At 48.0% G+C, this 16,573-nt stretch carries 8 protein-coding genes, 1 tRNA gene and 3 rRNA genes; 1 reads left to right on the forward strand and 11 read right to left on the reverse strand.

The genetic code is table 11. The features are described 5' to 3' along the window. Window positions 1–3 precede the first annotated feature (3 nt). From disA to V6669_RS27015, 11 genes are all read right to left on the reverse strand, one after another. The gene (disA, locus tag V6669_RS26965) at window positions 4–1,080 is read right to left on the reverse strand and encodes a DNA integrity scanning diadenylate cyclase DisA (RefSeq protein ID WP_062836168.1); all 1,077 of its coding nucleotides are present in this window, start codon (window positions 1,078–1,080) and stop codon (window positions 4–6) included. Window positions 1,081–1,093: 13 nt separating this feature from the next. After that, entirely contained in the window at window positions 1,094–2,461 is a 1,368-nt protein-coding gene (gene radA / locus V6669_RS26970; protein WP_036671578.1) for a DNA repair protein RadA, read from the reverse strand. Window positions 2,462–2,721: 260 nt separating this feature from the next. Next, entirely contained in the window at window positions 2,722–5,184 is a 2,463-nt protein-coding gene (locus tag V6669_RS26975; protein ID WP_062836200.1) for an ATP-dependent Clp protease ATP-binding subunit, read from the reverse strand. Between the two features lie 183 nt (window positions 5,185–5,367). After that, window positions 5,368–6,438 carry a protein arginine kinase gene (locus tag V6669_RS26980; protein WP_036607140.1) on the reverse strand — a complete coding sequence of 357 codons (1,071 nt, stop codon included), beginning with the start codon at window positions 6,436–6,438 and terminating at the stop codon, window positions 5,368–5,370. Between the two features lie 28 nt (window positions 6,439–6,466). Beyond that, window positions 6,467–6,991, reverse strand: a complete 525-nt coding sequence (locus V6669_RS26985; RefSeq protein ID WP_338588654.1) for a UvrB/UvrC motif-containing protein — start codon at window positions 6,989–6,991, stop codon at window positions 6,467–6,469. Between the two features lie 31 nt (window positions 6,992–7,022). Beyond that, window positions 7,023–7,484 (reverse strand): CtsR family transcriptional regulator, encoded by a 462-nt coding sequence (locus tag V6669_RS26990; RefSeq protein WP_036607135.1) that lies wholly within the window; start codon window positions 7,482–7,484, stop codon window positions 7,023–7,025. Between the two features lie 467 nt (window positions 7,485–7,951). Beyond that, window positions 7,952–9,127 (reverse strand): GNAT family N-acetyltransferase, encoded by a 1,176-nt coding sequence (locus V6669_RS26995; RefSeq protein WP_338588655.1) that lies wholly within the window; start codon window positions 9,125–9,127, stop codon window positions 7,952–7,954. 179 nt (window positions 9,128–9,306) lie between these two features. Continuing rightward, window positions 9,307–9,423: ribosomal RNA gene (gene rrf / locus V6669_RS27000) — 5S ribosomal RNA — on the reverse strand. Window positions 9,424–9,498: 75 nt separating this feature from the next. Beyond that, a 23S ribosomal RNA gene (locus V6669_RS27005) occupies window positions 9,499–12,424 on the reverse strand. 213 nt (window positions 12,425–12,637) lie between these two features. Further along, a tRNA-Ala gene (locus tag V6669_RS27010) sits at window positions 12,638–12,713 on the reverse strand. Between the two features lie 108 nt (window positions 12,714–12,821). Beyond that, window positions 12,822–14,374: ribosomal RNA gene (locus tag V6669_RS27015) — 16S ribosomal RNA — on the reverse strand. The 16S, 23S and 5S rRNA genes sit together here with 1 tRNA gene alongside, the layout of an rRNA operon. A gap of 714 nt (window positions 14,375–15,088) precedes the next feature. Between V6669_RS27015 and V6669_RS27020 the strand changes: the two genes are divergently transcribed. Beyond that, entirely contained in the window at window positions 15,089–16,462 is a 1,374-nt protein-coding gene (locus tag V6669_RS27020) for a molybdopterin-dependent oxidoreductase (RefSeq protein WP_338588656.1), read from the forward strand. Window positions 16,463–16,573 lie beyond the last annotated feature (111 nt).

Genomic DNA, 16,573 nt, shown 5'->3' on the forward strand with positions numbered 1-16,573 from the left:
CCCTTACATCTGTCTGTCGATAAACATTTGCTCCTGCAAACGTTTGAGGCCTTCCTTAATGGTCCGGGCACGAACTTCACCAATACCATCCACTTCGTCCAGTTCTTCAATTGTAGCCATAATAACATGAGGCAATTGTTCGAATTGATCCACCAGATTATGGATAATGACATTGGGCAGGCGGGGGATCTTATTTAATACCCGGAATCCACGAGGTGCAACCGAATCCTCAGAAGTAGCCGCTGATGATGGATAGCCGAGCAGACGGACAATATGATGTGCATCCAGCAACTCATCGTCCGACAATCTTTTCAGTCCCACGATAATTTCACGGATTTTGTCATCACTGTCGTCACGGGCATAGTCCTTATACAACAACCAGGCTTCTTCTTCCGTTGTACCCACGAGTTCTTCCATTTGCATGGAAATGAGTCGTCCCTCATTCCCGAGTTCATGAATATATCGTTTGATTTCCGTTTTGATCCGCATCACCATTTCGGTACGCTGAATTACATTGACCACTTCAGGAATCGTCACCAGTTCCTCAAATTCAGAGGCACTCAGATTTGTAAGGGACTGTGTTAATACCGCTTTGTATTTCTCCAGGGTTTGAATCGCTTGATTCGCTTTGGTCAAAATAACCCCGATTTCCTTGAGAGAATAACGAAGTGTTCCCTGATACAAGGTAATGATATTCCGGCGCTGTGATATGGATACGACCAATTTACCCGTTTGCTTTGCTACACGTTCTGCCGTCCGGTGACGAATCCCCGTCTCTGATGAAGAGATCGAAGAGTCCGGGATTAACTGGGTATTGGCGTAAAGAATACGCTTCAAATCCTCGCTAAGAATAATGGCTCCATCCATCTTGGCAAGTTCGTACAGGTAGTTCGGGGAGAAATCACAGTTAATTGAGAATCCCCCATCCACCACTTCCATTACTTCAGGGCTGTATCCTACAACAAGCAGTGCGCCCGTCTTGGCGCGCAGCACATTTTCCAGACCTTCGCGGAAAGGTGTACCTGGTGCGATCAGCCTTAACAATTCATTCATATTATCCAGTTGGCTCGAATCTTTCATCTTGTTATGCCCCCTAATCTAAAGCAACCGCTAGTGCATCTGCCACGGTATTCACACCGATCAGTTGTATCCCGCGAGGATGTTTCCAGCCCTTTAAGCTTTTTTCCGGTAAAATGACTCGTTTGAAGCCCAGCTTCGCGGCTTCCTTCACTCGTTGTTCGGCCCGTGATACGGCTCGAACCTCACCTGTCAGACCAATCTCGCCAAAGATGACGTCGTCCGGCTTGGTCGGTACATCTCTCAAACTGGATGCAATGCTGACAGCAACCGCCAAATCTACAGCCGGCTCATCCAACCGTACTCCACCAGCCACGTTAAGATACGCATCCTGGGTCTGTAAAAACATCCCCATTCGTTTCTCCAGCACTGCAATGATCAGATTTAATCGATGCAGATCTACCCCTGTTGCCATACGGCGGGGAGAAGGAAAGTGGGTAGTCGAGATCAACGCCTGCAATTCCACGAGCAGAGGGCGTGTACCCTCCATACTGGCAACTACCGTTGAACCGGCTACACCCAGTGGACGTTCCGATAAAAAGAGTTCGGACGGATTGCCCACCTCACGAAGTCCATCCTCACCCATTTCAAAAATGCCAATCTCATTGGTGGAACCAAAGCGGTTCTTCACCGCACGCAGCAGGCGATACGTATGATGCCGTTCTCCTTCAAAATAAAGCACGCAATCCACCATATGTTCTAACATACGTGGACCGGCAATGGCACCTTCTTTGGTAACATGCCCCACAAGAACCGTTGCAATGCCTCTGCCTTTGGCAATCCGCATGAACCTTGACGTACATTCCCTTACCTGTGCTACACTACCAGGCGCACTGGTAACTTCGGGAAGATATACCGTCTGAATGGAGTCGATGACAAGAAAATGCGGCTGGATCTGATCCACCGCTTCCTCTACACGTTCCATATTGGTTTCACACAGCACATACAACTCCGCAGAGAGCGCCCCTAGACGGTCTGCCCGCAATTTAGTTTGCTTGACTGATTCCTCACCGGAAACATATAACACACGCAAACCTGAATGCGTCAAAGCATGGGACGTCTGCAACATCAACGTTGACTTACCGATACCTGGATCTCCACCCACCAGAACGAGGGAACCTGGAACGATTCCGCCACCCAATACCCGGTTCAACTCTCCGATTCCAGTCTGTACACGCGGTTCCTGACCGCTATCTATATCTATGATAGGAAGCGGTTTATCTTTACTGTCAAACAGCGGAGAATTTCTCCCTTGTGTTTTGACTACCGTCTCTGTCTCCTCCACCATTGAATTCCATGACTGACAACCCGGACACTTACCGTACCACTTGGGGGCTTCATAGCCGCATTCCGTACATTGAAACTTGGTTTTAACTTTGGCCACTTCAGCACTCCTATAATTTAGTTTTATAACAGCATTTTGCATTATTCGACGAATTTCACCCAAACTCCCTGACGTGCAGGGTTACTAAAAGTTTACCATTGTTTGAGATTTTTCGTAAAGGATTATCGCAAACTTTACACATGTTCCTAACATAATCATGTCCGTCTTCTGTCCAAAGTGCAAAAAATCCTCCCCGGCCGAAGCCGAGAAGGATTAAGGATTAATACAAGCTGAAGTTCAACTCCAAAGCTTGCTACATATTATTTAGTTTCGATTTCCTCGTTAGAAGGAACAACCACGTCTTTTTTCGTAACAGACAGTGCACCGTTCTCTTCGTCGATAAGCAATGAATCCCCTTTGGTTACGTTACCTGTAAGCAACTCTTCGGACAATTTGTCCTCGATATGCTTCTGGATTGCCCGACGAAGCGGACGCGCACCGTAAGCTGGATCAAAGCCGGCTTTGGCAAGGAAATCCTTGGCATTGTCGGTGAGTTCGAAGTCAACCTCGTATTCACGTAGCCGTTTGCGAAGCTCCTCACTCATGAGGGTAACAATCTCTGCAATGTGTTTCTGTTCCAGAGAGTGGAATACGATAATTTCATCAATCCGGTTAAGGAACTCTGGACGGAAGCTTTTCTTCAGCTCATCCATGACTTTACCCTTCATGTTATCGTAATCCGCACCTGCATCCACAACTGCTGTGAAGCCAAGTGTAGAGTTACGTTTGATCGCTTCAGCACCCACGTTGGATGTCAGGATAATCAGCGTATTCCGGAAGTCAACAACGCGACCTTTGGAATCTGTCAGACGACCATCTTCAAGCACTTGCAGCAAGATATTGAATACCTCTGGATGTGCTTTCTCGATCTCATCAAGCAGGACTACGGAGTATGGTTTGCGACGAACTTTCTCTGTCAGCTGACCACCTTCTTCGTATCCAACATATCCCGGAGGCGCTCCGACGAGTCGGGAAGTCGAATGTTTCTCGCCATACTCGGACATATCAATCCGGATTACTGCATTTTCATCACCGAACATTGCTTCAGCCAGAGCACGAGCAAGTTCTGTTTTACCTACACCTGTAGGGCCGAGGAAGATGAATGAACCCATCGGACGTTTTGGATCTTTAAGTCCCGCACGAGCACGACGTACCGCACGGCTGACCGATTTCACAGCCTCATCCTGGCCGATGACACGTTCATGCAGAATCGATTCCAGATTCATCAGACGTTGTGTCTCTTCTTCTTTCAGCTTGTTCACCGGAATTCCTGTCCAGTTGGCTACCACTTGTGCGATATCCTCAGGTGTTACTTCGGAATCCGTGCGACCTTGTTTTTCTTTCCATTGGTTCTTCGTTACATCCAGCTCTTCACGGATTTTTTGTTCCGTATCACGCAGAGCGGCTGCTTTTTCGAACTCCTGGCTTTGAACTGCAGCGTCTTTTTCCTTGCGGATATCTTCCAGACGGCTTTCCAGTTGTTTCAGGTTTGGTGGGATCGTGTAAGAGTTCAATCTTACTTTGGAACCCGCCTCATCAATCAGGTCAATCGCTTTGTCTGGTAGGAAACGGTCTGTGATGTAACGGTCAGACAGTTTAACTGCCTGCACAATCGCTTCGTCCGTAATTTTCACGCGGTGATGCGCCTCATAACGGTCACGCAAGCCATGCAAGATTTGAATCGCTTCTTCCGGAGAAGGCTGATCTACAGTAATCGGTTGGAAACGACGCTCAAGCGCTGCATCCTTCTCGATGTATTTACGATATTCATCCAGTGTTGTCGCACCGATACATTGCAATTCTCCACGGGCCAGAGCCGGTTTCAAAATGTTAGAAGCATCGATGGCACCTTCAGCTCCGCCTGCGCCAATCAAAGTATGCAATTCGTCGATAAACAGGACAATGTTACCTGCTTGGCGAATCTCATCCATGATTTTTTTCAGACGATCTTCAAACTCACCACGATATTTGGTTCCAGCGACTACTGAACCCATATCCAGAGTCATTACACGTTTGTCGCGCAATGTTTCCGGAATCTCATTTGCAATGATTTTTTGTGCAAGGCCTTCAGCAATCGCTGTTTTACCTACACCTGGCTCACCGATCAATACCGGGTTGTTCTTGGTACGACGGCTGAGCACTTGGATGACACGCTCAATTTCTTTGCTACGTCCAATGACTGGGTCCAGGTTATTCTCTCTAGCGTAAGCCGTGAGGTCACGTGCCAGACTGTCCAGTGTTGGTGTGCTGACATTGGCAGGTGTTCCATTATGGCTGGATACAGCTTCACTGCTGCCAAGCAACTGTAACACTTGTTGACGTGCTTTGTTCAGGCTAATTCCCAGGTTATTGAGCACACGCGCTGCAACACCTTCGCCTTCACGAATCAATCCGAGCAGGATATGCTCTGTGCCTACATAGGTATGGCCCAATTTACGAGCTTCATCCATAGACAGTTCAATTACTTTTTTCGCACGTGGCGTATATGCAATGTTGGTAGGTTGCTCTTGGCCACGGCCAATCAGCGTTTCTACTTCATCCTGAATTTTTTCCAATCCGAGTCCCAGGCCGATCAGTGCTTTGGCTGCGATGCCTTCGCCTTCACGAATGAGGCCGAGCAAAATATGCTCAGTACCGATGTTATTATGACCGAGACGGACAGCTTCTTCCTGCGCGAGTGCGAGCACCTTTTGGGCCCGTTCCGTAAATCTTCCAAACATCATATCTCCTGCACCTCCATGGTTTTGGATAAAACGAGGGGTTTCAAACAATACCCGTCGTATTCTTCATATCATTTTTGTTTGCAGCCGTGCTGCGAATAAAGTCATTCGGCATTTGTACATGCCTTATTATATAAAAGCCGCAATGCGGCATGAAACCATAATTCAATACAATATCAGGCTAAGCTAGGACTGCTTCGCTGCATTGATCGTATCACGAATCAACTGAGCACGATAGATGTCACGCTCATCTGTGCGCATATCTTCCCCGAATGTTTTCTGCAAAAATCCCGGCTGTGTCATCACGTTCAACTCATTCATTACCGTGATGGACAGTCCATCCAACAAGCCGAGATCCACGCCAAGGCGTACATCCGATAAGCGCTGTGCAGCTTCCTTTGAATCAACAATAGCTGCATGAGACAATATGCCGTAAGAACGCATGACCCGATCCGTAATTCGAAGTCTGGAGTCGGTAATTAACCGTTCTCTGGCAGTACGTTCATGACCAATCATCTGTAATACAACACCATGCAGGTTCTCGATGACTTCCTGTTCGGTCTGTCCCAGTGTAATCTGGTTCGAGATCTGAAACAGGTTACCCATCGCCTCACTGCCTTCACCGTATATCCCCCTTACAGTCAATCCCACTTGGGAAACTGCGGTTAAAATACGGCCAATCTGCTGCGTCATCACCAGGGCAGGCAGGTGCATCATAACCGATGCTCTGACACCTGTACCTACATTAGTAGGACAGCTGGTTAAGTATCCTCTGCGATCATCAAAAGCATAATCCACGTGCGCTTCAAAAGCATCATCTATTGCAGAAGCTTTCTCCCAGGCTTCTTTCACCTGGAACCCCGGATAGAGGCACTGGATACGAAGATGATCCTCTTCATTAATCATAATACTGACAGACTCATCCTCACTGAGAATAACCGCACCATTTCTGGATTCATTCGCAAGACTTGGACTGATGAGATGTTTCTCCACCAGCACCCGTTTGTCGAGTTCGTCAATATCGATCAGATCCAACGTATGAAAATCCCCAAAGGCATGAACGTCATCGTATTGAAGTACTTCGCTCAGCTTATTCAGCACCTCTTCCGATTGCTCATTGGAAGCCAGCATCGGAAACGGAACATGCTGAAGGTTGCGCGCAATCCGGACACGGCTGCTAATGACGATTTCGGAATCAGCCGCATCACTGCGCATCCAGTCGCTGAGCGCCTTCTCTGTAAAGCGCAGATTAGGCATTACGCATCCCTCCTACTCATGACAAACTTTACTCCTGAGCTATTCCTTTTTCAAGTCCTCTGATCTGGTCACGGATCTGAGCCGCCTCTTCAAATTCCTCTTGGGCGATACTCTCCTGGAGCTCACGCTTCAGATCAGCGATTTGCCGTTTCACCTTGATGCGACCCCCAGCTCGTGCAGGCACTTTGCCTACATGGGACGTACTACCATGAACCCGCTTGAACAAAGGATCCAGACGGCTGTCAAAATATTTATAACATGAACTGCAGCCAAATCGGCCTATCTTGCTGAATTGTGAGTACGTCATACCACACTCTTCACACTGAAGTACTTTTGCAGGTGGTGTTCCTGCCGATCCACTTTTGCCGGCTGGATCAAAATCAAGCAACCCGGACAACAAGTTGTGAATGGAAAAACCGCCTGCTGTCCCAGGGATCATTTCCCCTTTTTCACGGGCACATGACTCACAAATATGGAATTCCGTCTTCTCTCCATTTACAATCTTCGTGAAATGAAGTGTCGCCGGACGTTTATTGCATTCTTGGCACAGCATATTGATGTACCTCCTTTGACCCCGATAGTTTTCATTTACCGAGCAAAGATATTAACATCGCCTTCAACATTCTGGCACGAATTTGATCCCGGTAAGGAAGTTTGACCAATATAACCTCTCTAGATACAGCAGCTCGCATCAACCCGGCTTCCCGCTTGCTCAAGAAGCGCGCTTCTTCCAATTGATAGATCAGACCTTCGGCAGCTGTCTGCCCGATCTCTTCACCAATACTATGGTGCAAATGATTATGCAGAGCTGATTGGGCCGGTAATTCAATGCGCTGTATGCGAACATAACCACCACCGCCGCGTTTACTCTCTACCAGGTATCCCTTCTCGAGTGTAAAACGTGTGCTGATGACATAATTGATCTGGGAAGGTACACATGAGAATTGATCTGCCAGATCATTACGCTGAATTTCAACCATTCCTTCGGGACTTTCATGCAAAATACTCTTCAGATATCGTTCGATAATATCAGAGATATTACGCATCCAATCATCCTCCACTGTCTGAAACGTTAAGTCAATAAGGACCCACACGCCCCCACAGAGTACACCTTCTCTACCCATTTAACCAATCAGGGAAACAGCGAATCTTGCTTCCACAGGTGTCAACAGGAGAGCGAAGGAAGCACGAAGGTCCTTTAATATTCCCTTGATCCTCCGATGAAATGAATCCCGTATATTGGCGCTCATCCATCAGATTGTAGAAAGAAAGTTACTTCAGTATTAAACCTTTAGTTGACTTTGACTTTCTTTGACTTTATAACCATTATAGCATATTTTGTGGTTTTGCCAAGTGGGGTCACTATTCATTTTTTACGATTTTACACGAAATATTCCCCAGACACAAAAAAACCTCTCCAAAATTGCTGGAGAAGTCCATTTGTCTTTCGATCACGCCGTATTTCTATATAAGCCAATCAAGTTAAATGAAGCAGTGGGAATAGTAATAGTCATCAGAAGAAATCGAGTAAATAGGTTTCTCGTTCAGGAATCGCTTGTTCTAAAGCCTTGATTGCTGCTTCTGGTCCGTGAATTCTTCCGATCCGTGCCATTTCCGTTGGTCTGCGATACCCCATCAGCACTGCGGTAAGGGACTGAATGTCTAACTTAATACTCTGATCATCAGTAATTGGTTCCGAAGTTTTCCATATGGACGCTGTTCCATTCATCGCTACGTTTAATTGCCATACCCCTTCATTCCACGGAGCGTGGGTATCCTCTACCTGTAAAACAATCTGCACCGGTGAGTCCTGGCTTGCAAATGGATACTGGGATATAAACTGCTCCACACTAACGATGCGTGCCATAAAATAAGGTACGATCTCCTGCTGAATCCGTGGGTTATCCAATTGGAAGGCAAGCGTATCACTGGCAGGCGCCTGTAAAGTAACTTCCTGGATCATGGAATCATGGTTAGCAATGAAGGTCCACAGCCCTTGCCTAGCCTCTTCATTCAGATAGATGATCTCTTTAATGGTAAATTTATTTTCCTTAACTTCATATAAAAGATAACCTTGTGCTGCATCAGCTTCATCGTAATATACAGCCTTCTGGCTGGTCCCATTAACAAGAACTGAATTCTCCCACCTTGCATCATCCCGAACCAGAGTTCCGTTATAACGCTCAGCATAAGCACTGTATACTTCCTTTAAAATACTGAGGCCCGGATCCCCACGCCGAATTGTTCCCGGTGTCGCTTTTTTCATAGGCAAATTAGCTGTAGGTACTTTATAACGTTTAAATTCAACATAAGTCTCCCATCCATACTTCCGATAGAAACCAAAAGAGAATGGATGCAAGAACGATATACTTTGTTTGTTACGATTCATTTCTTCCAACGCATGCTTCAGCAGACCCGCTACCCAGCCTTTGCGTCTATACTCTGGCCAGGTGGCTACACCCGCAATACCGCCCATTTCGAACGATCTGCCATGAATATAGGTTTGAAAAGGAATGATGTGAAGTTTGGCTCCTAGCTGCCCGTCCTCATATACACCCCATATATCCTGTGACGAAAATTGACTCCGCCGTTTTTCTTTTTGTTCCTCACTCATTACTACTTGAAAAGCATATTCGGAGAGTGCCATAGCCGGTTCAAAATCATCTACCGTCAATTTCTGAATTTCCATGTCGTCCTACACCCCATTCGCTAGAGTTATTATCAATCCAAATCATGGCCTGATATGTGATATATGTACCCCTTAGAGTGTGTCAGAGGATTCTTACAAAGTCAAATAAGAGATGCTTTCGCATCCCCTTAAATAAACAAATAAAAACCACCACCGAATAACATCGGCAGTGGTTCTTTGCTTGGCGGCGTCCTACTCTCCCAGGACCCTGCGGTCCAAGTACCATCGGCGCTAGAGGGCTTAACGGTCGTGTTCGGGATGGGTACGTGTGGAACCCCTCCGCCATCGCCACCAAACGCATAGCTTACATTTCAGAGATCGTTCTCTGAAAACTAGATTCGAAACGAAACATGCGAATTATCACTTGCTAATTGGATAAGCCCTCGACCGATTAGTACTGGTCAGCTCCATGCATTGCTGCACTTCCACCCCCAGCCTATCTACCTCGTCGTCTTCAAGGGGTCTTACATACTGGGAAATCTCATCTTGAGGGGGGCTTCACGCTTAGATGCTTTCAGCGTTTATCCCGTCCGTACATAGCTACCCAGCGGTGCTCCTGGCGGAACAACTGGTACACCAGCGGTACGTCCATCCCGGTCCTCTCGTACTAAGGACAGCTCCTCTCAAATTTCCTACGCCCACGACAGATAGGGACCGAACTGTCTCACGACGTTCTGAACCCAGCTCGCGTACCGCTTTAATGGGCGAACAGCCCAACCCTTGGGACCTACTTCAGCCCCAGGATGCGATGAGCCGACATCGAGGTGCCAAACCTCCCCGTCGATGTGGACTCTTGGGGGAGATAAGCCTGTTATCCCCAGGGTAGCTTTTATCCGTTGAGCGATGGCCCTTCCATGCGGTACCACCGGATCACTAAGCCCGACTTTCGTCCCTGCTCGACTTGTAGGTCTCGCAGTCAAGCTCCCTTATGCCTTTGCACTCTTCGAATGATTTCCAACCATTCTGAGGGAACCTTTGGGCGCCTCCGTTACTCTTTAGGAGGCGACCGCCCCAGTCAAACTGCCCACCTGACACTGTCCCCGCACCGGATTACGGTACCAGGTTAGAACCTAGATACGATCAGGGTGGTATCCCAACGTTGCCTCCACAGAAGCTTGCGCTCCTGCTTCAAAGGCTCCCACCTATCCTGTACAGATCGTACCCAAATTCAATATCAAGCTGCAGTAAAGCTCCATGGGGTCTTTCCGTCTTGTCGCGGGTAACCTGCATCTTCACAGGTATTAAAATTTCACCGGATCTCTCGTTGAGACAGCGCCCAAGTCGTTACGCCATTCGTGCGGGTCAGAATTTACCTGACAAGGAATTTCGCTACCTTAGGACCGTTATAGTTACGGCCGCCGTTTACTGGGGCTTCGGTTCACAGCTTCGGATTGCTCCTAACCACTCCCCTTAACCTTCCAGCACCGGGCAGGCGTCAGCCCGTATACTTCGCCTTACGGCTTCGCACAGACCTGTGTTTTTGCTAAACAGTCGCTTGGGCCTTTTCACTGCGGCCCCCTCGTGCTATTCACACTACCGGGGCACCCCTTCTCCCGAAGTTACGGGGTCATTTTGCCGAGTTCCTTAACGAGAGTTCTTCCGCGCGCCTTAGAATACTCTTCTCGCCTACCTGTGTCGGTTTGCGGTACGGGCACCATCACCTGGCTAGAGGCTTTTCTTGGCAGTGTGAGATCATGACCTTCGCTACTACAATTTTCGCTCCCCATCACAGCTTAGCCTTACAATGTGCGGATTTGCCTACACATCAGCCTTACTGCTTAGACGGACATCCATCAGTCCGCGTCACTACCCTACTGCGTCCCCCCATTGCTCATAACGGCTTACGGTGGTACAGGAATTTCGACCTGTTGTCCTTCGACTACGCCTTTCGGCCTCGCCTTAGGTCCCGACTTACCCTGAGCGGACGAGCCTTCCTCAGGAACCCTTAGGCTTTCGGCGGATCAGATTCTCACTGATCTTTTCGTTACTCATACCGGCATTCTCACTTGTATAATGTCCAGCGCTCCTTACGGTACACCTTCAACCCTTATACAACGCTCCCCTACCCCTGATGCAAAGCATCAAGCCATAGCTTCGGTGGTGTGTTTAGCCCCGTTACATTTTCGGCGCAGAGTCACTCGACCAGTGAGCTATTACGCACTCTTTCAATGGTGGCTGCTTCTAAGCCAACATCCTGGTTGTCTGTGCAACTCCACATCCTTTCCCACTTAACACACACTTGGGGACCTTAGCTGATGGTCTGGGCTGTTTCCCTTTTGACAATGGATCTTAGCACTCACTGTCTGACTCCCGGAAGTAAGTCTATGGCATTCGGAGTTTGACTGAGCTTGGTAACCCTTGCGGGCCCCGCACCCAATCAGTGCTCTACCTCCACGACTCTAGTTTCCGAGGCTAGCCCTAAAGCTATTTCGGGGAGAACCAGCTATCTCCGAGTTCGATTGGAATTTCTCCGCTACCCCCACCTCATCCCCGCATTTTTCAACATGCGTGGGTTCGGGCCTCCAGTGCGTGTTACCGCACCTTCACCCTGGACAGGGGTAGATCACCCGGTTTCGGGTCTACGTCCACGTACTATGTCGCCCTATTCAGACTCGCTTTCGCTGCGGCTCCGGCTCTTCACCTTAACCTTGCACGGGAACGTAACTCGCCGGTTCATTCTACAAAAGGCACGCCATCACCCCTAAAACGGGCTCTGACTTTTTGTAAGCACACGGTTTCAGGTTCTATTTCACTCCCCTTCCGGGGTGCTTTTCACCTTTCCCTCACGGTACTGCTTCACTATCGGTCGCTAGGAAGTATTTAGCCTTGGCAGATGGTCCTGCCGGATTCATACGGGGTTTCACGTGCCCCGCACTACTCGGGATCCGTCTCGGAGGGAACAGACTTTCAACTACAGGGCTTTTACCTTCTTTGGCGGGCCTTTCCAGACCTCTTCGCTTAACCGGTTCCTTTGTAACTCCATGTGAGACGTCCCACAACCCCAAAGAGCAAGCTCTCTGGTTTGGGCTTCTCCGCGTTCGCTCGCCGCTACTGACGGAATCACTATTGTTTTCTCTTCCTCAGGGTACTTAGATGTTTCAGTTCCCCTGGTATGCCTCTGCATAACCTATGTATTCAGTTATGAGTAACTGGAAATTACCCCAGCTGGGTTTCCCCATTCGGACACCCCCGGATCAAAGCTTGCTTACAGCTCCCCGAGGCAGTTTCGTTGTTCGCCACGTCCTTCATCGGCTCCTAGCGCCTAGGCATCCTCCGTGTGCTCTTAGTAGCTTAACCAAATTGCTCCGGTTTTGACTGCTCGCTTCCCTTGTTTTGGACTACGTCCAAAGCCAAAAGTCGCTCCCACCCAATACCATCGCAAAAGCAATTTAACTACCTTTATACACTTCACTTGTTTACACAAGTTCAGCTTAAAGGAATGTTCTAATTCGCGTTTGTTTCGTTTCGATATCTAGTTTTCAAAGAACAAGCCAAATAGATGAAATTGTTTGGTGGAGCCAAGCGGGATCGAACCGCTGACCTCCTGCTTGCAAGGCAGGCGCTCTCCCAGCTGAGCTATGGCCCCTCAAATTCCATCAAAACTGAACAAATGGATAAATAACTATGTTGCTGTTGCAGGTTCTAAGAACCTGCTTATCTGAATGTTTCCGTTGCAGGAAACGATTCTCCATAGAAAGGAGGTGATCCAGCCGCACCTTCCGATACGGCTACCTTGTTACGACTTCACCCCAATCATCTATCCCACCTTCGGCGGCTGGCTCCTTGCGGTTACCCCACCGACTTCGGGTGTTATAAACTCTCGTGGTGTGACGGGCGGTGTGTACAAGACCCGGGAACGTATTCACCGCGGCATGCTGATCCGCGATTACTAGCAATTCCGACTTCATGCAGGCGAGTTGCAGCCTGCAATCCGAACTGAGACCGGCTTTGTTGGGATTGGCTCCATCTCGCGATTTCGCAGCCCGTTGTACCGGCCATTGTAGTACGTGTGTAGCCCAGGTCATAAGGGGCATGATGATTTGACGTCATCCCCACCTTCCTCCGGTTTGTCACCGGCAGTCTATCTAGAGTGCCCACCCGAAGTGCTGGCAACTAAATATAAGGGTTGCGCTCGTTGCGGGACTTAACCCAACATCTCACGACACGAGCTGACGACAACCATGCACCACCTGTCTTGAATGTTCCGAAGAAAAGGTACATCTCTGTACCGGTCATTCAGATGTCAAGACCTGGTAAGGTTCTTCGCGTTGCTTCGAATTAAACCACATACTCCACTGCTTGTGCGGGTCCCCGTCAATTCCTTTGAGTTTCAGTCTTGCGACCGTACTCCCCAGGCGGAGTGCTTAATGTGTTAACTTCGGCACCAAGGGTATCGAAACCCCTAACACCTAGCACTCATCGTTTACGGCGTGGACTACCAGGGTATCTAATCCTGTTTGCTCCCCACGCTTTCGCGCCTCAGCGTCAGTTACAGCCCAGAGAGTCGCCTTCGCCACTGGTGTTCCTCCACATATCTACGCATTTCACCGCTACACGTGGAATTCCACTCTCCTCTTCTGCACTCAAGTCACCCAGTTTCCAGTGCGATCCGGGGTTGAGCCCCGGGATTAAACACCAGACTTAAATGACCGCCTGCGCGCGCTTTACGCCCAATAATTCCGGACAACGCTTGCCCCCTACGTATTACCGCGGCTGCTGGCACGTAGTTAGCCGGGGCTTTCTTCTCAGGTACCGTCACCTTGAGAGCAGTTACTCTCCCAAGCGTTCTTCCCTGGCAACAGAGCTTTACGATCCGAAAACCTTCATCACTCACGCGGCATTGCTCCGTCAGGCTTTCGCCCATTGCGGAAGATTCCCTACTGCTGCCTCCCGTAGGAGTCTGGGCCGTGTCTCAGTCCCAGTGTGGCCGATCACCCTCTCAGGTCGGCTACGCATCGTCGCCTTGGTGAGCCGTTACCCCACCAACTAGCTAATGCGCCGCAGGCCCATCCCCAAGTGACAGATTGCTCCGTCTTTCCAGTTTCCTTCAGGCGAAGAAAACAACTATTCGGTATTAGCTACCGTTTCCGGTAGTTGTCCCAAACTTGAGGGCAGGTTGCCTACGTGTTACTCACCCGTCCGCCGCTAAGTATCAAGGAAGCAAGCTTCCTATCAACTCCGCTCGACTTGCATGTATTAGGCATGCCGCCAGCGTTCGTCCTGAGCCAGGATCAAACTCTCCAATAAAGTATTGAAAAGAGCGATAAGCTCATTTTGAATCTGACGATTCATTGTGAATCAAAAGTTACTATCCATTTGTTCAGTTTTCAAGGAACTTGTATGTCCGTTTATGACGATGTTTGTCAACCGGACAGGAATCTTATCATATCATGTTAACTAACTTACTGTCAACACTTTGTTTTCGACACCTTTCAAATGATTATGACAATCATTCGTTTGAAGCGACAAGAAATAATATATCATGTAGCGATTTATTTAGCAAGCATTTTTAATCAACCTTTTGATATTATATAAATCTTCAACAACGGTATACTTGCCTTCAGCCTATATGCGACACATTAACACAATATCTGAAACAAAGATGGAACCCTATTAAAGGCTACTCTTTATCAAAGAAACATGTCCTTTCTATAATATTGATTTCTAAAACCATACGTAATAAGGATCTAGATGAAGGTCAGCTAGAGTGCACGATTGGGATAATGAGCCCTGCCCTCCTGTTGGTTTGAAGAAAGTGATCCAAAAACTCTATAATAAGGTATATAGATATAGGGATAAGGTTAAGCAGTCAAGTATACTACTTTCATAAGTAGCCTATGCACAATCGTATAACTATCTCGCATAGCACCTTTACACAGATCACGTACTCCATTCACAGCTAGCTATTACATATCAAAGTTCTGAATAAACTCATTACTAACCTATATGGGGTGATCACACTTGAAACAATGGTTGAAGAACATGCGCAAAGGTTACGGCAAAAAGTTGGTTTCCATCCATGCTTGGAATGCCTGGATTGTTGTGATCCTTGCTATATCAGGTCTTATGCTGGTAGGCGGCTTTTGGCGAGAGATACTCGGAATTGGGCGTGTATGGTTAAAATGGCTACATATCATCGTTGGGCTAGCTATGCTGGCACCCGTGGTATATTACTTGATTTTGGCCGGAAAGCACTGGAAACAGCTTCGTAATAGACCTTGGCAAAGGGTGAACACCATCTTAGTTCTTGCGCTGCTGGTAGGATGGTTACTCTCGGGTATTGTACTATGGCAGTTCAAGCTAGCTGGACCTCGATGGTCGAATGCTGCACTTTTGATCCATGACCTGCTGACTTGGGTGGGCTTACCTTATATCATCTATCACTCCATAACTCGGACCAAATGGTTAAAGGACCCTGCACGTCGTGCGGTTAAAACCACCACAACTTCAACACGAACTCAAAATACTGCTGATCCATCTGATTCAATATCGCATGAAAATGAAACTCCGGCTGCTATATCTTCTTCCCACATCGATAGCAGATCGGGCAGAGATTCACTCAAGCAGCCTGAGCGACCTGAACCTGTGTATACACGCCGAGCTTTCATCCGTTCTGCTGTAGGTATTGGTCTTGCCGTCACGCTTGGACCTACTTTTATATCCTGGGTAGGACGAAATCTCAAGATTGATAACAGTATCGATAGTATGCTGGAGAACGATCCTAACCGTATGGTTCCTTTACCACAACCACTGTCTGCTTCCTCTCCTCCCATTGGAGGCGGAGCTGAAGGTCATTTCCGCGTATATACGGTTACGCCTATACCGTCCTTCTCCAATGCTAACTGGTCTTTTCGAATTGATGGGTTGGTTGAACGGGCACAGGTATGGAACTGGGAACAATTCGTGAAGCTCGCTCGTACCGTACAAGTTAGTGATTTCCACTGTGTAACGGGCTGGTCTGTATATAAGAATACCTGGGAAGGCATTTCTCTTGCACAGCTTTTGAAGCAAGCCGGGGTCAAACCAGAAGCTCATAGTGTGAAATTTTATTCCGGTGATGGTGTGTATACGGATGCCATTACGATGGATCAAGCACAAATGGAGGATATTATGGTCGCTGTCATGCATGATGGCAAACCTATCCCGGCTGATCTTGGCGGTCCGGTACGACTCGTCATTCCTCAGATGTATGCCTATAAATCGGTAAAATGGTTAAATCGCATTGAACTCATCGACAGCGAACATATCGGTTACTGGGAAGAACGAGGATATGACAAGGATGCATGGCTTACAGGCGCATCTCAGCGCATCCCTAACAATTTAAGTGGATCATGATCACATAAGATAAGATTGGTGAGCGTTCATTCGTTGTAAAAATAATTTAGATAAATAGCAAAAGCCCCCGATCACATATTCGTGTCTTCGGGGGCTTTCTTATATGAACTC

The sequence above is a fragment of the Paenibacillus sp. Y5S-9 genome (assembly GCF_036894235.1).
GTDB lineage: Bacteria > Bacillota > Bacilli > Paenibacillales > Paenibacillaceae > Paenibacillus.

What these genes read in the sequence shown, in the direction of transcription:
- V6669_RS26980 (WP_036607140.1), bottom strand. Translation starts at nt 6,438, where the DNA reads ATGCCTAATCTGCGCTTTACAGAGAAGGCGCTCAGCGACTGGATGCGC.
- V6669_RS26975 (WP_062836200.1), bottom strand. Translation starts at nt 5,184, where the DNA reads ATGATGTTTGGAAGATTTACGGAACGGGCCCAAAAGGTGCTCGCACTC.
- disA (WP_062836168.1), bottom strand. Translation starts at nt 1,080, where the DNA reads ATGAAAGATTCGAGCCAACTGGATAATATGAATGAATTGTTAAGGCTG.
- V6669_RS26995 (WP_338588655.1), bottom strand. Translation starts at nt 9,127, where the DNA reads ATGGAAATTCAGAAATTGACGGTAGATGATTTTGAACCGGCTATGGCA.
- V6669_RS26985 (WP_338588654.1), bottom strand. Translation starts at nt 6,991, where the DNA reads ATGCTGTGCCAAGAATGCAATAAACGTCCGGCGACACTTCATTTCACG.
- V6669_RS26990 (WP_036607135.1), bottom strand. Translation starts at nt 7,484, where the DNA reads ATGCGTAATATCTCTGATATTATCGAACGATATCTGAAGAGTATTTTG.